Origin of the sequence: Microvirga sp. Mcv34, from assembly GCF_024519725.1 — a bacterium.
Taxonomy (GTDB): domain Bacteria; phylum Pseudomonadota; class Alphaproteobacteria; order Rhizobiales; family Beijerinckiaceae; genus Microvirga.
In genome coordinates this window covers 73,476-92,799 of record NZ_JALJRK010000019.1, presented here as the reverse complement: position 1 = coordinate 92,799, position 19,324 = coordinate 73,476, and the positions used below count along the sequence as shown (strand labels likewise).

Genomic DNA, 19,324 nt, shown 5'->3' with positions numbered 1-19,324 from the left:
GCTCCTTCTCTTGGCTGGCGCATCGGATGGACCGGAAAACCGGGTCCACTTTTCCGTCCGATGCGCTAAGAATCCTAGCTCAGCCCTCATCCTGAGAGGCTGAAATCAAAAAAATCGGGCGAGACGGAAGCCGCCTCGCCCGATCGTGATGACCGTCGGTGGATCGAAGTCTTACGACAGCGTCGGATCGTTGCCGTTCTGCTGGGCCTGCACCTCGGCGGCGCGCTGGCGGTAGAGAGCGACGAAATCGATGGGATCGATGTAGAGGGGCGGGAAGCCGCCGTTGCGCACCGCATCGGCCACGATCTGACGGGCGAAGGGGAACAGCAGGCGCGGGCACTCGATCATCACCACCGGGTGCAGCTGATCCTGCGGGATGTTCTGGATCCGGAACACGCCCGAATAGGTCAGCTCGAAGGCGAACAGCACGTCCTTGCCGCCAATCTTGGCATCGCCTTCGAGGGTCAGGTCGACCTCGAAATCAGCCTCCGCCAGCTGCTTGGCGTTCACGTTGACCTGCAGGTTGATCTGCGGGCCTTCCGACTGCTGCTGCAGCGACCGGGGGGCGTTGGGGTTCTCGAAGGAAAAGTCCTTGCAGTACTGGGCAAGGGCGTTGAGCGCGGGCGCTCCGTTGTTTGCCGGGTTGTCGGCCATGGGTTCATGCTCCCTAAGGGGTGTCTTGTCAGGCCCGGACGAAACACGTCGTCAGGCAAAGCGCCGGCTCGCTTCGGGCCATGGATCTTCGCGCTATCAGCTTCTCCGACATGAAGCAAGATTTCAGCCGACTCATTCGCTTGTCGGGGGCAGAGGTGGATGTTACGACCTCAAGACCCCATATGCGAAGGATGACACCTTCGCCTTCTCCACACAACGTCCGGCGACAACCGGACACGGGCAGGCTCACAACGGATCGACGATGCAGGATTCCTTCGACATCACGACCCTCATTTTTATCGTACTCGCCGTTTTCGTGATCTGGCGTCTGCGCTCCGTTCTGGGGCAGAAGACCGGCAACGAGCAACCGCCCTTCGACCCGATGTCGCGCCGGGATGCCCCCTTGCGTCCGGGCAATGCGCCGGCCGAGCCCGATCACAATGTGGTGCGCCTGCCCGGCGCCAATGGAGCCCGTCCCGCGGCCGAAATCCCCTCGGCCGAGCGCTGGAAGGGCATCGCAGAGCCCGGCACGCCTACCTCCCTGGCCCTCGACGGCATAGCCCGCGCGGAGCCGGGCTTCGACGCGGCCGAGTTCCTGGAAGGTGCCAAGTCGGCTTATGAAATGATCGTGACCGCCTTCGCCCAGGGCGACCGCAAGACCCTCAAGGATCTTCTCGCCAAGGAGGTCTATGAAGGCTTCGAGCGGGCGATCAGCGAGCGCGAGCGCCGGGGCGAGACGGTGGAGACCACCTTCGTGTCCATCGACAAGGCCGAGATGGCCGGCGCCGAGATCCAGGGCAAGACGGCCCAGATCGTCGTGCGCTTCCTCTCCAAGCTCATCACGGCAACCCGCGACGCCTCCGGCACCGTGGTCGACGGCAGCCCGGAGACCGTGGCCGACGTCACCGACGTGTGGACCTTCGCCCGCACCCTTGGCAGCCGCGATCCCAACTGGCAGCTCGTGGCGACCGAAGCGGGGCAATGAGGCATGCCGGGCGGGCTCTCTTCGCTTGCTCCCTCGCCTGGACGCTGAGCATGTCGGCCGGACGGGCATCGGCGCTGGCCGACCAGGCGCGCCTTGATCCCCTGCCCTTCCAGGACATCGCCGGCTGGGAGGCCGACGATCACGCCGCCGCCTTCCAGGCCTTTCTGCGCTCCTGCCGGGCCCTCGATGCCAGCACCGCCACCCTGCGCCCGGCCCAGGCGCCGCAAGCGGACCTCCTGGCCGTCTGCCGTGAGGCCCTGAGGGCACCCGCGCTCGATCGAGCCGAGGCACGGCGCTTCTTCGAGACCCATTTTCAGCCGGTCGCCGTCACGCCCCTGTCCGGCGGCGGCTTCCTGACCGGCTATTACGAGCCTGAATTCCAGGGCTCGCGCACGCCCGACGCCACCTATCGCGTCCCCCTGCTCGACCGGCCGGACGATCTCGTCACGATCCCGCAGGGCGAAACCCTGCCGGGTCTGGACAAGAGCCTCCAGGCGGCCCGGCGCACCCGTGACGGCTACGAGCCCTATCCCGACCGCGCCGCCATCGAGGACGGAGCCCTGGGCAAGCGAGCCAAGCCCATCGTCTATCTGCGCGAGCCGGGCGAGGCCTTCATCATTCATGTCCAGGGATCGGCCCGTATCCGCCTCGACGACGGCTCGGTGATGCGCGTGGCCTATGCCGGGCGCAACGGCCGGCCCTACACGTCCATCGGCCGGCTCCTGGTTCAGCAGGGAGAGATGGACCTGGAGACCATGACGCTGGACAAGCTCATGGGCTGGCTCAAGAGCCATCCGGAACCGGCCAAGGCCCTGATGCGGCGGAATAAATCCTACATCTTCTTCCGTGAGGCGGGCGAGCTCGCGCCCGAGGACGGTCCCATAGGCGGCGCCGGGACGCCCCTCGTGCCCGGCCGGAGCCTCGCGGTGGATCGGTCCCTTTGGGCCTATGGCCTCCCTGTCTGGCTCGAGGGGCAATTGCCCCTGACCCTGGACACGGCCGAACCCTTGCGGCGGCTGATGATCGCCCAGGATACGGGCTCGGCCATCGTCGGTCCGGCCCGGGGCGATTTCTTCTTCGGCAGCGGCGATGAGGCAGGGCAGCGTGCCGGCCTTCTCCGCCATGCCGTGCGGTTCGTCGTCCTGCAGCCCAAACCCCGTTCATGACCAAGCGAAGCCGCACCCGCCAGCTCAGCTCCGAGGAGAAGCGGCTCTGGTCCCATGTGTCCAGACATGTGAAACCCATGAAGGGCAAGCGCCCTCCGGCCGAGCCGGAGCCCGAGGACAAGCCCGCCACCGCCCCTGCCCCGCAGGTCGCGGCCCCGGCCGTCGCTCTGCCCCCGCTCCCACTCCCGGCGAAACCCGCCCTGCCCCCACTGGCCCCGGTGGAGCGCAAGACGCTCCAGGCCCTGCGTCGTGGCCGCAAGGAGGTGGACAGCGTCATCGATCTGCACGGCATGCGCCAGGAAGAGGCCCATTTCGCCCTCCTGCGCTTCCTGCACCGGGCGCAGGGATCCGGCCACGGTCTCGTCCTCGTGATCACCGGCAAGGGCGGCGCAGCCGTGGCCGGCGGCCTGTTCGAGGAACGGGGGGTGCTGCGCCGCATGGTGCCCCATTGGCTTCGTCTGCCTGACCTGCGCCATGTGGTGATCGGCTTCGAGGAGGCCTCTCCCCAGCATGGCGGATCCGGTGCACTCTATGTCAGGCTCCGCCGTCGGCGGGGCGCGGGATAATCACACATGACCCCCTTCGGTGAACGGGTGCGGCAGCTGCGCCGGGAGCGCGGGCGGATGTTGAAGGACATGGCGTCCCATCTCGGCGTGTCGAGCGCCTATCTCTCGGCTCTGGAGCGCGGCGAGCGCGGCAAGCCCACCTGGGCACTCATCCAGGGCGTCCTGCAATACTTCCACATCATCTGGGACGAGGCCGACGAGCTGAAGCGCCTCGCCGATCTCTCCGACCCCAAGGTGAAGATCGACACGGCGGGCGGCGACCCGAAGGCGACCCTGCTGGCCAACCGCCTCGCCCGCGAGATCCAGTCCCTGTCCGAAAGCGAACTCGAGGACATGCTGGCGGTTCTCGACAGGGCCCAGACCCGCGAGAGGCGTTTGCCCGTGCCGATCCAGGCGGTACAGGACACGGTCTGATCGGATGCGAGCCTTGACCGCCGGGGCGGTGGATGCGAAAGCGCCCCGTCATTTCATAACCCCGGTGGCTCATGTCCCAGACCCGCATCGACGTCCTCACCCTCGGCAACGCCATCGTTGACGTGCTCGCCCATACGGACGAGGCCTTCCTGCTCCAGAAGAAGGTGCACAAGGGCGCCATGCAGCTCATCGACGAGGCCCGGGCCGAGGAGCTCTACGGCGACATGGGCCCGGCAGTGATCGTCTCGGGCGGCTCGGGGGCCAACACGGCGGCGGGCGTCGCCTCCCTGGGCGTGAAGGCCGGGTTCATCGGCAAGGTGAAGAACGACGAGACCGGCAAGCTCTTCGCCCACGACCTCAGGGCCATCGACGTCCATTACGACGTGAAGCCCGCCGAGGAAGGCCCGGCCACGGCGCGCAGCTTCATCCTGGTGACGCCCGACGGCGAGCGCACCATGAACACCTATCTGGGCGCCTGCCAGAACCTCACGCCCGACGACGTGAACCCGGAGACGGTGCGCGCCTCGAGCATCGTCTATCTCGAAGGCTATCTGTGGGATCCGCCGGCCGCGAAGGAAGCCTTCCGCAAGGCGGTAAAGATCGCCCACGAGGCGGGCAACAAGGTGGCCCTCACCCTGTCCGACGCCTTCTGCGTCGATCGCTACCGCGACGAGTTCCTCGGCCTCATGCGCGACGGCAGCCTCGACATCCTCTTCGCCAACATCCACGAGCTGCAGAGCCTCTACGGCACCTCGGATGCGGACAGTGCTCTGGCGGCGCTGCGTGAGGAAAACCTGCTCGGCGCCATCACCCGCTCGGCGGACGGCGCCCTGATCGTGACCCGCGGCGAGACCAGGGCCGTGCCGGCCTTCCCCGTGGAGCGCGTGGTCGACACCACGGGCGCGGGCGACCTCTTCGCCTCGGGCTTCCTCGCAGGCCTCGTGAACAATCTCGACCTCGTCGACTGCGCCCGCCTCGGAGGCTTGGCTGCCGCCGAGATCATCAGCCACCTGGGCGCCCGCCCGCAGGCGAACCTGCGCGAGCTGGCCCAGCAGGAAGGGCTGTTGGCTTAAGTTCGAACCCGACGTTCCTCGTCCTCCCGCAAAGCCGGGAGGACGAGGAATCCGGGACGGCCCGACGCTTGAGCCAAACCGCCGCTATTCTCTTGCACGCGTAAAAGGCTTAAAACGGCGTCCATCCTCCACCGCCCGATGACCAGCAGACAGGCCGATCTCGTGAAAAAAGTCTTCGTCAAATCCTATGGCTGCCAGATGAATGTCTACGATGCCGAGCGCATGGCGGACATGCTGGCGACGGAAGGCTATTCTGAGACCAAGACCATGGAGGATGCGGATCTCGTCATCCTCAACACTTGCCATATCCGCGAGAAGGCCGCCGAGAAGGTCTATTCCGAGCTGGGCCGGGTGCGCGAGCTCAAGAAGGAGCGCGAGGCGTCGGGCCAGGAGACCAAGGTCGTGGTGGCCGGCTGCGTCGCTCAGGCCGAAGGCAAGGAGATCCTGCGCCGGGCGCCCGCCGTCGACGTGGTGGTCGGCCCGCAGAACTATCACAACCTGCCCGCCCTCCTGAGCAAGTCGCGCTCCGAGCGGGTCGTCGATACGGAATTCCCGATCGAGGACAAGTTCGACCACCTGCCCGCTCCGAGCAAGGCCAGGACCCGGAGCCGTGGCGTGTCGGCCTTTCTCACCATCCAGGAGGGCTGCGACAAGTTCTGCACCTTCTGCGTGGTGCCCTATACCCGCGGGGCGGAAGTCTCGCGCCCGGTCGCCAAGATCCTCGACGAGGCCCTGCGCCTCGCCGATGCGGGCGTGCGCGAGCTGACGCTGATCGGCCAGAACGTGAACGCCTATCACGGCGAGGGGCCGGACGGGTCCGTCTGGTCGCTCGGCCGCCTGCTCCACCGCCTCGCGGAGGTTCCCGGCATGGCCCGGCTTCGCTACACCACCAGCCACCCGCGCGATATGGATGACGAGCTGATCGCGGCCCATCGGGACCTGCCCGCCGTGATGCCCTATCTGCATCTGCCGGTGCAGTCCGGCTCCGACCGCATCCTCGACGTGATGAACCGCAAGCACACGGGCGATGAGTACCGCCGCCTGATCGAGCGCATCCGCGTGGCCCAGCCCCGTCTCGCCCTCTCGTCCGACTTCATCGTCGGCTTCCCGGGCGAGACGGATGCGGAATTCGAGGAGACGATGCGGCTCGTCTCTGATGTGGGCTTCGCCAGCTCCTTCTCGTTCAAGTACAGCCCCCGCCCCGGTACGCCGGCGGCGGAGATCGACGCCCAAGTGCCCGAGGCCGTGAAGGCCGAGCGCCTCGCCCGGCTCCAGAATCTGCTGGAAATGCAGCGGCAGGCCTTCAACCACGGAACCGTGGGGCAGACCCTCGACGTTCTCTTGGAGAAGCCGGGTCGTCATCCGGGCCAGATGGCAGGCAAGTCGCCTTATCTGCAGGCCGTGCAGATCGAGACCGACCGCCATGCCGTCGGCGAGGTCGTGACGGTGCGGATCACGCAGGCCGGTTCCAACAGCCTGTTCGGGGAATGGGTCGGGCCGGGCAGCCAGGCAGCGGCCTAGCCCTTTGTCCGACAGGACCCCATATTCGTTGGCCGCACGCCGTGCGGCCGACATTCAGAGGAGAGGCATTTGAGCCCAGCGGACAACGCGACCGCACGAGCCCAAAAGGGACGGAACGCCAGCAGCTTGCACCCCGGCGTCGTGGAGGAGGCGGAGATCGTTCTCACCTTCGACGACAACCGCCTCGCTAGCCTCGTCTTCGGACAATACGACCAGAATCTCGCTCATCTGGAGCGGCGCCTGAACGTGACCGCCATCGCTAACGGCAACCGGGTCACCGTCAAGGGCACGCCCGAAGGCTCCGAGATGGCGCGCCGGGTTCTGGAAGGGCTCTACGAGCGCGCCCGCCAGGGCGGAGCGCTCGGGCCGGGCGACGTGGACGGCGCCATCGAGGAGAGCACCCTACAGGGCAGCCTCTTCCCCGCCGCCGAGGAGCAGCCGGCCGCGGGTCTTACGGCCTTCGACCAGATCTCTACCCGCAGGCGCGGACCCGTCCGAGCCCGCAACGCTTCGCAGAATACCTATATCAAGGCACTCAAGACGAACGAGCTCGTTTTCGCGGAAGGCCCGGCCGGCACCGGCAAGACCTGGCTCGCGGTCGGCTATGCGGTGTCGCTCCTGGAACAGGGTCAGGTGGACCGTCTGATCATCTCCCGTCCGGCCGTGGAAGCGGGCGAGCGCCTCGGCTTCCTGCCCGGCGACATGCGCGAGAAGGTGGATCCGTACCTTCGCCCGATCTACGATGCACTCTACGATTTCATGGAAGCGCGCCATGTGGATCGTGGCCTGCAGACCGGCATGATCGAGATCGCCCCCCTGGCCTTCATGCGCGGGCGCACGCTCACCAACGCCCTGGTGCTGCTCGACGAGGCGCAGAACACCACGTCGATGCAGATGAAGATGTTCCTGACCCGCCTCGGCGAGGGCTCGCGGATGATCATCACCGGCGACCCGACGCAGATCGACCTGCCGCCGGGCCAGAAATCCGGCCTGGTGGAGGCCACGCGTATCCTGCAGGGAGTCGAGGGCATCGCCCGCGTCACCTTCAAGGAGGCCGACGTGGTGCGCCACGATCTCGTGCGCCGCATCGTGACCGCCTATGACAAGGCCGCCCGCGAGGCGCCGCCTCAACCGGATCAACCCCGTTACGACCGGGACCGCAGACCGTGATCACGCTCGACATCATGATCGAGGCGGGCGATTGGGACAGCCTCGAAGATGCAGAGGCCCTGGCGCAGAAGGCCGCCGAGGCCGCCCTGTCCGTCACTTACGAGGCGGATGGCGCGTTCGAGGCGAGCGTCATGCTCACCGACGACGCCCAGATCCGCGAACTGAACCGAACCTGGCGGGGCAAGGACAAGCCCACCAATGTGCTCTCCTTTCCGGCGCCCGAGCAGCCCGGCGCAAACGGCCCTCGCCATTTGGGCGACATTGCATTAGCTTATGAAACGCTGGTGCGCGAATCCGAGGAGGAATCCAAGGAGCTCTCGCATCATTTTGCCCATTTGATCGTCCATGGGGTCCTGCACCTCCTCGGCTACGACCATGAGGTCGAGTCGGAGGCGGAAATCATGGAAGGTCTTGAGGTAAAGGCGCTCGCCACCCTTGGCATCGCCGACCCCTATCGCGATATGGCAGCATGAACGGCTGACAACCCAAAGCAATGAACGAAGATCGAAGTCGTAGCGACCGACCTGTCCGAACCCCGACCGAGACAGACGACACACGCGACCACTGGTACGACCGGGTTCTGACCCGTCTCGGCCTGAAACCCCGCGAATCCATCCGTCACGATCTTGAGGACGTCCTCGCCGAAACCGTCGAGGACACGGATTTCTCGCCCCAGGAGCGGGCGATGCTCAAGAACGTGCTCTCTTTCCACCGGATCCGGGTGGAGGACGTGATGGTGCCCCGCGCCGACATCGTGGCGGTGGCGGCCGACACCAATCTGGGCGAGCTCCTGAGCCTGTTCCGCACGGCCGGTCATTCCCGCCTGCCGGTCTATGGCGAGACCCTGGACGATCCGAAGGGCATGGTCCATATCCGCGACTTCCTCGACTTCATCGCCATGCGGGCCGATGGCGGCGCCTCCGAGGCCGGTTCGAGCGATGAAGCGCCCCTGCCGAGCCTCGGGCAGATCGACCTGTCGATGGCGCTCTCCTCCGCCAACATCCTGCGCCCGGTCCTGTTCGTACCGCGCTCTATGCCGGCCATCGACCTTCTGGTGCGCATGCAGGCAACCCGAACCCACATGGCTCTGGTCATCGACGAATACGGCGGCACCGACGGCCTCGTGTCCATCGAGGATCTGGTCGAGATGGTGGTGGGCGACATCGAGGACGAGCACGATGAGGATGCGACCCTCACCATCGTGCCGGCGGCTGATGGCACCTATATCGCCGATGCCCGCGCGAGCCTCGATGAGGTTAAGGACGTGCTGGGCCTCGACCTGACTGAGGAAGAGGGTGCAGAGGACATCGACACGATCGGGGGCTTCATCGTGACGCTCGCCGGCCGTGTCCCGTCCCGCAGCGAGGTCATCGAAGGTCCGTCGGGCTTGGAATTCGAGGTCCTCGATGCCGACCCGCGGCGCGTGAAGCGGCTGCGCGTCCATCGCCGCACCTTCGCGTCGGAAGCGGAGGCCGGAGACAATCAGGCGAACGCTCCGCGCCCTGAAAGCGCTGCCGCGGAATGATGCCCCTGGCTGATCGCGTCATCCTCGCAAGGGGATGGCGCCGCTGGCTCACGGCCTTTGTGGCTGGGGCCGTCGGAGCCATGGCCATGCCGCCCTTCGGCATCCTGCCCGCGCTCGTTCTCTCCCTCGTGCCGGCTGTCTGGCTCATGGACGGCACCGTGAAGGACGGTCCCTCCCCCTGGGCCCCGTTCCGATCCGCCGCCCTCCTCGGCTGGTTCTGGGGCTTCGGCTATTTCGTCGCCGGGCTGTGGTGGCTCGGCGCGGCCTTTCTCGTGGAGGCCGACCAGTTTGCCTGGGCCATGCCCTTCGGCGTCCTGGGTCTTCCCGCCCTGCTCGCCTTCTTTTCCGCCTTCGGCTTTGCGCTGGCCCGCCTGTTCTGGCTGCCCGATGCCTGGCGCATTCTCGCCCTCGCCTTCGGCCTGACGGTCAGCGAATGGTTGCGCGGCCATCTCTTCACCGGCTTTCCCTGGAACAATCCCGGGATGGCTCTCGGTCAGAACCTCTGGCTCATGCAGTCCGCCTCGTTGGTGGGTCTCTATGGCCTGACCTTCCTGAGCGTCGCCATCTGCGCTGCGCCCGCAATCCTGCTTACAGGAAGGACGACGACCGCCCGCTGGACGGCCCCGGGTCTCGCGGCGGCTCTGCTTCTTGGCCTCGCGGCCTTCGGCGCCTGGCGGGTCCCGCCGGAAGCCTCGGCGCAGGTCGAGAACGTGCGCCTGCGTATCATGCAGCCCAACCTGCCCCAGGATGCCAAGTTCAACCCGCGCAACCGCGACGCCATCATGCGGCGCTACCTGACCTTGAGCGCTAGCCCAGGCCGGGACGGCAAGACCGCTGCGCCGACCCACATCGTCTGGCCGGAATCCGCCTTTCCGTTCCTGCTCCATCGCGACCCCGCTTCCCTGGCGCAGATCGCCACCCTGCTCGGGCCGGGCTCCACGTTGATCACGGGCGCCGCCCGCATGGACGACCCGTTGCCCGGCGAGGCGGTGGGCAAATTCTACAACGCCATCCAGGTGATCGACGAGAAGGGCACAATCCTCGGCGCCTACGACAAGGTCCATCTGGTGCCCTTCGGCGAATACGTGCCGAAATTTCTCGATACCCTGATCAGGGCCGCGGGCCTGCGCCAGTTCGTGCACATTCCCGGCGGCTTCGAGCCGAGCGAGAAGCGCGCGATGCTGTCGATCCCGGGCCTTCCGCCGGTTGCCGCGACAATCTGCTACGAGGCGATCTTTCCGGGAGAGATCGTCGCCGAGGGGCCTCGGCCGAACCTGATCCTGAACGTGACCAACGATGCCTGGTTCGGTCAGACCCCGGGGCCCTATCAGCACTTCGCCCAAGCCCGTCTGCGAGCGGTCGAGGAGGGCCTTCCCCTGGTCAGGGCGGCCAATACGGGAATCTCGGCCGTAATCGATCCTTTCGGTCGGATTGTCGACAAACTTCCATTGGGAGTTGAAGGTGTTCTCGACACCTCTCTTCCGGTTGCTGAACCGCTGACTCTTTATAGTGTTTGGGGCAGGTTTTCTTTGACGGCCACGCTTGGGATCTGCTTAATCCTGTTGATTGCACGTCGCAGGCACCAATCATCCCTAAATTAAGTAAATATGCCTCGATAGTGCGTCTTTATAGGCAAGGGGACAGGCCACAATGAAGAAATCGACGGGCACTATCGATAAGGAAATCGGAAGCAGAGTGCGCATGCGCCGCGTTTCGATTGGGATGAGCCAAGAAAAACTTGGCGACATGCTCGGCCTGACTTTCCAACAGGTCCAGAAATACGAAAAAGGCATGAACCGGATCAGCGTTGCCCGCCTCGTTGATATCGCCAAGATCCTCAATGTCGACATCGATTTCTTCTTCGACGGCATCCGGAGCGGCAAGTCCGAATCCGGCTTCGCCGAAGGCGGCGCTCCCGCCTATGTGGCCGACATGATGTCCACGCCCGAAGGCCTCCAGCTCGTTCGGACCTTCGCCAGCATCAAGAGCCCGAAGGTCCGCAAAAGCATCGTTCAGCTCGTCAATGCCCTGGCGGCTCAGGAAGAGAGTGAGCGTTCGTCATAAAGAACACGTTCGCTTGACCTTTCCTTTAGCCTACGGCATGAGCATGTTTCGAAGCCTGCGGCCGACCGCAGACGCCAGTTTCTATTGCCTGAAGGAATTCCATCGTGCGGCGTTCTAGCTATCTTTTCACGAGCGAATCGGTTTCCGAAGGTCATCCGGACAAGGTCTGCGACCGGATTTCCGACGCCGTCGTCGATGCCTATCTGGCAGCCGAGCCGGAAGCCCGCGTGGCCTGCGAGACGCTCGCCACCACCAACCGCGTCGTCATTGCCGGCGAGGTGCGCGGGCCCGATTCCATCACCAAGGACAAGGTGATCGAGCTCGCCCGCGATGCCATCAAGGATATCGGCTACGAGCAGGAAGGCTTCCACTGGAAGACCGCCGACGTCTCCGTATATCTCCATGCCCAGTCGGCTCACATCGCCCAGGGCGTCGATGCCGACGGCAACAAGGATGAGGGCGCGGGCGACCAGGGCATCATGTTCGGTTACGCATGCACCGAGACGCCCGATCTCATGCCGGCGCCGATCTATTACGCCCACAAGATCCTCGAGAACCTGACCGCCGCCCGCAAGGGCAAGGTGGGCGACGCGGCCAAGCTCGGCCCGGACGCCAAGAGCCAGGTCACGCTGCGTTATGAGAACGATAAGCCGGTCGCGGCCACCCAGATCGTCCTCTCGACCCAGCACCTGGACGAGAATCTCTCCTCCGATGACGTGCGCGCCATCGTCGAGCCCTATATCCGCCAGACCCTGCCCGAAGGCTGGATCTCGGCCCAGACCATCTGGCACGTCAACCCCACGGGCAAGTTCGTGATCGGCGGTCCGGACGGCGATTGCGGCCTCACCGGCCGCAAGATCATCGTCGACACCTATGGCGGCGCGGCACCCCATGGCGGCGGCGCCTTCTCGGGCAAGGATCCGACCAAGGTGGACCGCTCGGCCGCTTATGCGGCGCGCTACCTCGCCAAGAACGTGGTGGCGGCCGGCCTCGCCGATCGTTGCACCCTGCAGCTCTCCTACGCCATCGGCGTGGCCAAGCCCCTGTCGATCTACGTGGATCTCCACGACACGGGCAAGGTGGACGAGGGTAAGCTGGAGGCCGTTCTCATGGACGCCATGGATCTCTCCCCGCGCGGCATCCGCACGCATCTCGGCCTCAACCGCCCGATCTATGCCCGCACCTCGGCCTACGGGCATTTCGGCCGCAAGCCGGATGCCGACGGCGGGTTCTCCTGGGAGCGCACGGATCTCGCCGAGCGCCTGAAGGCGGCGTTTCGGTAAAATTGGCCGGGGCCCGTCGGCAGTCGTTCGGCCTCGATAAGACCTCTCCCGCGAGAGCCGGTTCCCCGGAAGGAGGACCGGCTCTCACTGCATGAGCCGGCAGCGAAATGCCGGGGCGATCACCAAGCACATCGTGCCTTCTTCAGGAGCATCTGTCCCATGAACGAAGCATCGGAACGGGCGGGCGCCTTCTTTGGGCGCCGAAAGGGCAAGAAGCTTCGCGCAGGCCAGGACGACCTGGTCCAGAACGTGCTGCCGGCGATCCGCATGGTGCCGGGCCGTGCACCGTCCGGACAATTTCCCAATCCTCAGGCTCGCGAGACCTGGCTCGAGATCGGCTTCGGCGGCGGCGAGCATCTCGCCGCGCAGGCGAGGGCGCATCGCGACATCAACTTCATCGGCTGCGAGCCGTTCGTGAACGGCATGGCGAAGCTTCTCGCCGTCATCGAGCAGGAGCATCTCGACAACGTCCGGCTCTGGGACGACGACGTCACGGACCTCCTGCCGACCCTGCCGGATGCCTCCTTCGACCGGGTCTACATCCTCTATCCCGACCCGTGGCCCAAGCGCCGGCAGCGCAAGCGCCGCCTCGTCTCGGACGAGACCCTCGAGGTTCTCGCCCGCGTCATGAAACCGGGCGCCGAGCTGCGCTTTGCCAGCGACATCGACGATTATATCGGCTGGGTGCTGGCCCGGACCCTGCGCTCTCCACACTTCCGCTGGACCGCCACCCGGGCCGACGACTGGCGCAAGCCCTACGAAGGCTGGCCCGGCACCCGCTACGAGGCCAAGGCGATTCGGGAGGGCAGGGTGCCGAGCTATCTCACGTTCGAGCGCGTCTGACGGGCGTTTTCGCACCACGCTTGTATTTTGGTGTTGGAATCAGTATATTGCCCTTGTCAGCTCTGGTTGCAGCGTCAAGCTGCTGGTCGAGAGTGGGCCCCCCGGGGTCCGCTCTTTTTTATTGCTTGGACGCCGGAGCGTGCGGAGAGCCATGACAAACGAACGCGACAAGCGACTGATTACGGAAAGCGGCGTCGCCGCCCGAGTGGCGGCCATTGTCGAGCCTGTGATCGAGGATCTGGGTTTCAATCTCGTGCGGGTGCGGGTCACCGGCACGAACGGATGCACCGTGCAGATCATGGCCGAAAGGCCGGACGGCACCATGTCGGTGTCGGATTGCGAGACCGTGAGCCGCGGCATTTCGCCGGTTCTCGACCTCGAGGATCCCATCGCCACGGCCTATCACCTGGAAATCTCTTCGCCGGGAATCGACCGCCCGCTCGTGCGCGCCAGCGACTTCGAGCGCTGGAGCGGCCACGACGCGAAGGTGGAGATGGCCGTGCCGGTCGAGGGCCGCAAGCGCTTCCGCGGCTTCCTGCGGGGCGTCGAGGACGGAAGGCTTGTGATCGAGCTGCCGGACGTGAAAGAGGGTCTCGAGCCCATCGCCCGCGTTCCCCTGACGGATATCGGCGAGGCGCACCTCGTTCTGACCGACGAATTGATCCGTGAATCGCTGCGCCGCGGAACGGCGCCGACCACGGACGATCTTGATGAAGACACGGATGTGGTCGATGCGCCCGACGAGGCGCAGGACCCGACCGATCAGACGAAACCGAACTAAGGAGCGACCTCGATGGCTATCAGTGCCAACAGGCTGGAACTCTTGCAGATCGCCGATGCGGTCGCGCGCGAAAAGGTGATCGACAAGCAGATCGTGCTCGACGCCATGGCGGACGCCATCGCCAAGGCGGCCCGGTCCCGCTACGGTGCCGAAACCGACATCCATGCCGAGATCAATTCCAAGACCGGCGAGCTGCGCCTGGCCCGCCACCTTCTCGTGGTCGACGACGGCGCCGTGGAGAACGATTCCCGCGAGATCGCCCTCGCCGAGGCGCGCACCCGCCACAATCCGGCCGCCCAGGTGGGCGACGTGATCGCCGACACCCTGCCGCCCTTCGATTTCGGACGCATCGCGGCCCAGTCGGCCAAGCAGGTGATCGTGCAGAAGGTGCGCGACGCCGAGCGCGACCGCCAGTACCAGGAATACAAGGACCGCATCGGCGAGGTCGTGAACGGCGCCGTCAAGCGCGTCGAATACGGCAATGTGATCGTCGATCTCGGCCGTGGCGAGGCGATCATCCGCCGCGACGAGCTCATCCCCCGCGAGACCTTCCGCCCGGGCGACCGCATCCGCGCCTATCTCTTCGATGTCCGCCGTGAGGCCCGCGGGCCGCAGATCTTCCTCTCGCGCACCCATCCGCAGTTCATGGCGAAGCTCTTCGCCTCCGAAGTGCCGGAGATCTATGACGGCATCGTGTCCGTCCAGGCCGTCGCCCGCGATCCCGGCTCCCGCGCCAAGATCGCCGTGACGTCGCGCGATTCCTCCATTGACCCGGTCGGCGCCTGCGTCGGCATGCGCGGCTCCCGCGTCCAGGCGGTGGTGGGCGAATTGCAGGGCGAGAAGATCGACATCATTCCCTGGTCGCCCGATCAGGCGACCTTCATCGTCAACGCCCTTCAGCCGGCCGAAGTGGTCAAGGTGGTGCTGGATGAGGAGGCCGACCGCATCGAGGTGGTGGTGCCCGACGACCAGCTCTCGCTCGCCATCGGCCGCCGCGGCCAGAACGTGCGTCTGGCCTCGCAGCTCACCGGCTGGGACATCGACATCCTGACCGAGGCCGAGGAATCCGAGCGCCGCCAGAAGGAATTTGCCGAGCGCACCGAGCTGTTCATGAACGCCCTCGACGTGGACGAGGTGGTGGGCCAGCTCCTGGCGTCGGAAGGCTTCCGCTCCGTTGAGGAAATCGCCTATGTGGACGCTGGCGAAGTGGCTTCCATCGAGGGCTTCGACGAGGACACCGCCGCCGAGATCCAGAGCCGCGCCCAGGACTATCTCGCTCGGATCGAGGCCGAGAACGAGACCCGCCGCAGCGAGCTCGGCGTCTCCGACGACCTGAAGGAGATCGACGGCGTCACCACCGCCATGCTGGTGGCCTTCGGCGAGAACGACATCAAGTCCGTCGAGGACCTGGCCGGCTGCGCCACCGACGATCTCGTCGGCTGGACGGAAGGCCGCGGCCCCGAGGCCACCCGCTACAAGGGCGCGCTGGACGGCTTCGACGTCTCCCGCGCCGATGCGGAGAACATGATCATGGCCGCCCGCGTGAAGGCGGGCTGGATCGAACAGCCGGAAGAGACGGTGGAGACCGAGGGATCGGCCGAAGAGGCTGAGACCGAGGCCCAACCGTCTTAAGCCGGAAAATGGCAAAGCGAGGTCAGCACCCGTGCCGCGGCATGAACCGGAGCGCACCTGCATCGTCACCCGCGAGGCGAAAGGCCCCGCGGAGCTGATCCGCTTTGTCCTGGGGCCCGACCACGAGGTCGTGCCCGATCTCCGGCACAAGCTGCCGGGCCGCGGCGTCTGGGTCACGGCCCGCGCCGACATGGTGGAAGAGGCGGCTAAACGTCGCCTCTTTTCCCGAGCCTTCAAGACCGAGGCCAAGGCCTCGGCGACCCTGGCCCAGGACATCGGCCGCATGCTCCGGGACGATTTGCGCCAGGGTTTGGCCCTCGCCAACAAGGCCGGTACGGTGATCACCGGCTTCTTCAAGGTCGAGTCGGCCATCACGGATAAGCCCATCGTTGCCCTTATTCATGCCGCAGAGGCGGCCGAAGATGGGCGAAGAAAATTGGCGAACCAGTTGCGAAAACGCCTCGGCGAGGCAATATCTAGCTTTCCGGTCATCCAAGATCTGTCGATTGACGAATTGGATTTGGCATTAGGCCGGTCACATGTGATACATGCTGCCCTCGTCGCGGGCGCTGGGAGCGACGGCTTTCTGAACCGCTGGCATCGTTACCGCTCCTTCGGCGGCATCGAGGCCGATCAAACTGGCCTCGGAAACGGGACCGGCGAACCCACGACTATGAAACCCGCAGGAACTGAGGCGGAATGAGTGATACGAAAAACCAGGGCGACAAGACTCTTCATGTGTCGTCCAAGACGCTGTCCCTGAAGCGCCCGGTCGAGCAAGGCACGGTGCGCCAGAGCTTTTCCCATGGCCGGTCCAAGGCGGTCGTGGTGGAGACGGTCAAGCGTCGCCCTGCTGTCGGCCCCGGTAGTGGGGCAAAAGAGGAACGGCCCGCGCCGCAACAGGCCGCGGCCCCTGTCAGTGCGCCCAAGCCGGCCGCTCCGGCTCCGAAGCCGGCTGCGCCCGCCCAGGGCGGACGTCCGCAGCGAAGCGCCCCGAATACACCCCGGTCCGGCGGCATGGTGCTCCAGACGCTCTCCGAGCAGGAGCGCGATGCGCGCATGAACGCGCTGGTCGACGCACGTCGCCGCGACGAGGAAGATCGCCGCCGCCAGGCCGACGAGGCTGCCCGCCGCGCCGAGCGCGAGGCTGCCGAGGCCAAGGAGCGTGAAGCCGCCGAGGCCCGCAAGCACGAGGAAGAGGAACGCCGTCGTCAGGACGACGAGCGCAAGCGCCGCGCCGAGGAGGAGGCCCGCCGCCGTCTTGGCGAGGAGGCCCCGCGCCAGACGCCCGCGGCGGCTTCGGCCGCCCGCGGCCCCGCCCCGCGCTCCGACGCTCCCCGGTCGGACCGTCCGCGTTCGGATGGTCCCCGTCCGGCCGGACGCTTCGACGGTCCGCGTCCCTCCGGGCCGCGCTCCGATGGTCCACGCCCAGGCGGCTATCAGCGTCCCGGCGTCGGCACCACCGGCGGCCGCCCGCCGAGCCTGAACCACATGGCGCGCCCTGCCGCGCCGGTCGCGCCCGATCCGGAAACGGCGAAGCCGAATGTCCGCACGGCTCCGCCCGTTGCGGCTCGCGCGGCGGTTGTGGATGACGAGGAAGGTGCACGCACCATCCGTCGTCCCGGCGTCGCGGCCAAGCCCGCCGCCCTGCCGAAGACGCCCAAGACGGCTCCCGGAGAAGAGAAGCGCCGCGGCCGCCTGACCCTGGCCAACGCGACCTCGGGCGAGGACGAGCGCACCCGCTCGCTCGCGTCCTTCCGTCGCCGCAACCAGCGTCTCATGGGCCACCGTCAGGTCGAACAGAAGGAAAAGATTGCCCGTGAGGTAATCATTCCCGAGACGATCACGATCCAGGAGCTGGCGAACCGCATGTCGGAACGCGCGGTCGACGTGATCAAGATGCTGATGAAGCAAGGCCAGATGCACAAGATCACGGACGTGATCGATTCCGATTCAGCCCAGCTGATCGCGGAAGAGCTCGGCCACACGGTGAAGCGCGTCGCGGAAGCGGACGTCGAGGAAGGCCTGTTCGATACGCCGGACGTGGACGAGAACCTCGTCACCCGCCCGCCGGTCGTGACCATCATGGGCCACGTCGACCACGGCAAGACCTCGCTGCTCGACGCGATCCGCAAGACCAACGTGGTCTCCGGCGAAGCTGGCGGCATCACGCAGCATATCGGTGCATATCAGGTGACCTCGCCGCTCGGCGGCAAGATCACCTTCATCGACACGCCCGGCCACGCGGCCTTCACGGCCATGCGTGCCCGCGGTGCCAAGGTGACGGATATCGTCGTGCTGGTGGTGGCGGCCGATGACGGCGTCATGCCGCAGACCATCGAGGCGATCAATCACGCGCAAGCGGCCGGCGTGCCGCTGATCGTGGCGATCAACAAGGTGGACAAGCCCGACGCCAACCCGCAGCGGGTCCGGACCGAGCTGCTGCAGCACTCCATCGTCGTCGAATCGATGGGCGGTGAGACGCTCGAATTCGAGGTGTCGGCCAAGACCGGCCAGGGTCTTGAGACCCTGCTCGAAGGTCTCCAGCTCCAGGCCGAAATCCTCGAGCTCAGGGCCAATGCCGAGCGTTCGGCCGAAGGCACCGTCATCGAAGCCAAGCTCGATCGTGGCCGTGGTCCCGTGGCTACCGTGCTCGTTCAGCGCGGCACCCTGCGCACCGGCGACATCGTCGTGGCGGGCGCCGAATGGGGTCGCGTGCGCGCCCTGATCAACGATCTCGGAGCCAACGTGAAGGAGGCCGGTCCCTCGGTCCCGGTCGAGGTGCTGGGCTTCAACGGCACGCCCGAGGCCGGCGACCGCGTCGCGGTGGTCGAGTCCGAGGCCCGCGCCCGCGAGGTCACCGAGTATCGGACCCGCCAGAAGCGCGAGCGTCAGGCGGCTCGTATGGGTACGGCCGGGCGCACGCTCGTCGACATGATGCGCGACCTGAAGGCCGGAGCGGGCCGCAAGGAATTCCCGCTCGTGGTCCGGGCCGACGTGCAGGGTTCGGCGGAAGCGATCGTCGGTGCTCTCGAGAAGGTGGGCAACGAGGAAGTCGCAGCGCGCATCGTCCAGGCGGGCGTCGGCGGCATCTCGGAATCCGATGTCACCCTGGCGGAAGCCTCGGGCGCCATCATCCTCGCCTTCAACGTGCGTGCCCACAAGGAAGCGCGCGAGGCGGCCGAGCGTGCCGGCATCGAGATCCGCTACTACAACATCATCTACGATCTCGTGGATGACGTGAAGGCGGCCATGTCCGGCCTGCTCGCTCCGACCCTGCGCGAGGAACGGCTCGGCGAAGCCCAGGTTCTCGAGGTGTTCAACGTCTCGAAGGTCGGCAAGATCGCCGGTTGCCGCGTCCTCGACGGCGTGGTCCAGCGCGGCGCCCATGTCCGCCTGATCCGCGACAACGTGGTCATCCACGAAGGCAAGCTCTCGCAGCTCAAGCGCTTCAAGGACGATGCCCGCGAGGTCACCTCGGGCCAGGAATGCGGTATGTCCTTCGAGAACTACCAGGACATGCGCGTCGGCGACCTCATCGAGTGCTATCGCGTGGAAGAGGTGAAGCGGACGCTCTGATCCGCTTCGCGCCTTCGACACCAGAACGATGTGCGATCACCGGGCTCGTCCCGGTGATCGCGCTTTCA

General features: G+C 66.2%; 18 protein-coding genes. 17 read left to right on the top strand and 1 reads right to left on the bottom strand.

Going from position 1 to position 19,324, the window contains the following annotated elements; genetic code table 11:
* Nucleotides 1-171 precede the first annotated feature (171 nt).
* Nucleotides 172-654, bottom strand: a complete 483-nt coding sequence (secB, locus tag OC446_RS12785) for a protein-export chaperone SecB (RefSeq protein ID WP_262029404.1) — start codon at nt 652-654, stop codon at nt 172-174.
* A gap of 262 nt (nt 655-916) precedes the next feature.
* Between secB and OC446_RS12780 the strand changes: the two genes are divergently transcribed.
* The 17 genes from OC446_RS12780 (at nt 917) to infB (ending at nt 19,256) form a co-directional block, all read left to right on the top strand.
* Nucleotides 917-1,639 carry a Tim44/TimA family putative adaptor protein gene (locus tag OC446_RS12780; RefSeq protein ID WP_262029403.1) on the top strand — a complete coding sequence of 241 codons (723 nt, stop codon included), beginning with the start codon at nt 917-919 and terminating at the stop codon, nt 1,637-1,639.
* 50 nt (nt 1,640-1,689) lie between these two features.
* Nucleotides 1,690-2,805, top strand: coding sequence for a murein transglycosylase A (locus tag OC446_RS12775; protein ID WP_262029402.1), 1,116 nt, complete (start codon nt 1,690-1,692; stop codon nt 2,803-2,805).
* Nucleotides 2,802-3,371 (top strand): Smr/MutS family protein, encoded by a 570-nt coding sequence (locus tag OC446_RS12770; protein WP_262029401.1) that lies wholly within the window; start codon nt 2,802-2,804, stop codon nt 3,369-3,371. The genes OC446_RS12775 and OC446_RS12770 overlap by 4 nt, the downstream gene beginning before the upstream one ends.
* A 6-nt stretch (nt 3,372-3,377) precedes the next feature.
* Nucleotides 3,378-3,785, top strand: a complete 408-nt coding sequence (locus OC446_RS12765; protein WP_262029400.1) for a helix-turn-helix domain-containing protein — start codon at nt 3,378-3,380, stop codon at nt 3,783-3,785.
* Between the two features lie 71 nt (nt 3,786-3,856).
* Nucleotides 3,857-4,858, top strand: coding sequence for an adenosine kinase (locus tag OC446_RS12760; protein WP_262029399.1), 1,002 nt, complete (start codon nt 3,857-3,859; stop codon nt 4,856-4,858).
* Nucleotides 4,859-5,020: 162 nt separating this feature from the next.
* Nucleotides 5,021-6,379, top strand: coding sequence for a tRNA (N6-isopentenyl adenosine(37)-C2)-methylthiotransferase MiaB (gene miaB / locus OC446_RS12755; protein WP_262029413.1), 1,359 nt, complete (start codon nt 5,021-5,023; stop codon nt 6,377-6,379).
* Between the two features lie 69 nt (nt 6,380-6,448).
* Nucleotides 6,449-7,549, top strand: a complete 1,101-nt coding sequence (locus OC446_RS12750) for a PhoH family protein (RefSeq protein ID WP_262029398.1) — start codon at nt 6,449-6,451, stop codon at nt 7,547-7,549.
* Between the two features lie 14 nt (nt 7,550-7,563).
* Nucleotides 7,564-8,022: an rRNA maturation RNase YbeY gene (ybeY, locus tag OC446_RS12745; RefSeq protein ID WP_262029412.1), complete on the top strand. Its 459-nt coding sequence runs from the start codon at nt 7,564-7,566 to the stop codon at nt 8,020-8,022.
* 20 nt (nt 8,023-8,042) lie between these two features.
* Nucleotides 8,043-9,074 (top strand): hemolysin family protein, encoded by a 1,032-nt coding sequence (locus OC446_RS12740; RefSeq protein WP_262029397.1) that lies wholly within the window; start codon nt 8,043-8,045, stop codon nt 9,072-9,074.
* Nucleotides 9,071-10,675, top strand: coding sequence for an apolipoprotein N-acyltransferase (gene lnt / locus OC446_RS12735; RefSeq protein WP_262029396.1), 1,605 nt, complete (start codon nt 9,071-9,073; stop codon nt 10,673-10,675). The genes OC446_RS12740 and lnt overlap by 4 nt, the downstream gene beginning before the upstream one ends.
* Before the next feature lie 49 nt (nt 10,676-10,724).
* Nucleotides 10,725-11,138, top strand: a complete 414-nt coding sequence (locus OC446_RS12730; RefSeq protein WP_262029395.1) for a helix-turn-helix domain-containing protein — start codon at nt 10,725-10,727, stop codon at nt 11,136-11,138.
* Between the two features lie 104 nt (nt 11,139-11,242).
* Nucleotides 11,243-12,421: a methionine adenosyltransferase gene (gene metK / locus OC446_RS12725; protein WP_262029394.1), complete on the top strand. Its 1,179-nt coding sequence runs from the start codon at nt 11,243-11,245 to the stop codon at nt 12,419-12,421.
* Between the two features lie 159 nt (nt 12,422-12,580).
* Nucleotides 12,581-13,264, top strand: coding sequence for a tRNA (guanine(46)-N(7))-methyltransferase TrmB (locus OC446_RS12720; RefSeq protein WP_262029393.1), 684 nt, complete (start codon nt 12,581-12,583; stop codon nt 13,262-13,264).
* A 151-nt stretch (nt 13,265-13,415) separates the two neighbouring features.
* A complete protein-coding gene (gene rimP / locus OC446_RS12715) occupies nt 13,416-14,045 on the top strand; it encodes a ribosome maturation factor RimP (protein ID WP_262029392.1) in 630 nt (209 codons plus the stop codon).
* 12 nt (nt 14,046-14,057) lie between these two features.
* Nucleotides 14,058-15,677 (top strand): transcription termination factor NusA, encoded by a 1,620-nt coding sequence (gene nusA / locus OC446_RS12710; RefSeq protein ID WP_262029391.1) that lies wholly within the window; start codon nt 14,058-14,060, stop codon nt 15,675-15,677.
* A gap of 31 nt (nt 15,678-15,708) precedes the next feature.
* Nucleotides 15,709-16,380, top strand: coding sequence for an RNA-binding protein (locus OC446_RS12705; protein ID WP_262029390.1), 672 nt, complete (start codon nt 15,709-15,711; stop codon nt 16,378-16,380).
* Entirely contained in the window at nt 16,377-19,256 is a 2,880-nt protein-coding gene (infB, locus tag OC446_RS12700) for a translation initiation factor IF-2 (RefSeq protein WP_262029389.1), read from the top strand. The genes OC446_RS12705 and infB overlap by 4 nt, the downstream gene beginning before the upstream one ends.
* The last annotated feature ends 68 nt before the right edge of the window (nt 19,257-19,324 follow it).

Coding starts and splice junctions, on each gene's coding strand:
- ybeY (WP_262029412.1), top strand. CDS start 7,564: ATGATCGAGGCGGGCGATTGGGACAGCCTCGAAGATGCAGAGGCCCTG.
- OC446_RS12740 (WP_262029397.1), top strand. CDS start 8,043: ATGAACGAAGATCGAAGTCGTAGCGACCGACCTGTCCGAACCCCGACC.
- rimP (WP_262029392.1), top strand. CDS start 13,416: ATGACAAACGAACGCGACAAGCGACTGATTACGGAAAGCGGCGTCGCC.
- nusA (WP_262029391.1), top strand. CDS start 14,058: ATGGCTATCAGTGCCAACAGGCTGGAACTCTTGCAGATCGCCGATGCG.
- OC446_RS12760 (WP_262029399.1), top strand. CDS start 3,857: ATGTCCCAGACCCGCATCGACGTCCTCACCCTCGGCAACGCCATCGTT.
- secB (WP_262029404.1), bottom strand. CDS start 654: ATGGCCGACAACCCGGCAAACAACGGAGCGCCCGCGCTCAACGCCCTT.
- lnt (WP_262029396.1), top strand. CDS start 9,071: ATGATGCCCCTGGCTGATCGCGTCATCCTCGCAAGGGGATGGCGCCGC.
- OC446_RS12780 (WP_262029403.1), top strand. CDS start 917: ATGCAGGATTCCTTCGACATCACGACCCTCATTTTTATCGTACTCGCC.
- OC446_RS12730 (WP_262029395.1), top strand. CDS start 10,725: ATGAAGAAATCGACGGGCACTATCGATAAGGAAATCGGAAGCAGAGTG.
- infB (WP_262029389.1), top strand. CDS start 16,377: ATGAGTGATACGAAAAACCAGGGCGACAAGACTCTTCATGTGTCGTCC.
- OC446_RS12770 (WP_262029401.1), top strand. CDS start 2,802: ATGACCAAGCGAAGCCGCACCCGCCAGCTCAGCTCCGAGGAGAAGCGG.
- OC446_RS12765 (WP_262029400.1), top strand. CDS start 3,378: ATGACCCCCTTCGGTGAACGGGTGCGGCAGCTGCGCCGGGAGCGCGGG.
- OC446_RS12720 (WP_262029393.1), top strand. CDS start 12,581: ATGAACGAAGCATCGGAACGGGCGGGCGCCTTCTTTGGGCGCCGAAAG.
- OC446_RS12775 (WP_262029402.1), top strand. CDS start 1,690: ATGTCGGCCGGACGGGCATCGGCGCTGGCCGACCAGGCGCGCCTTGAT.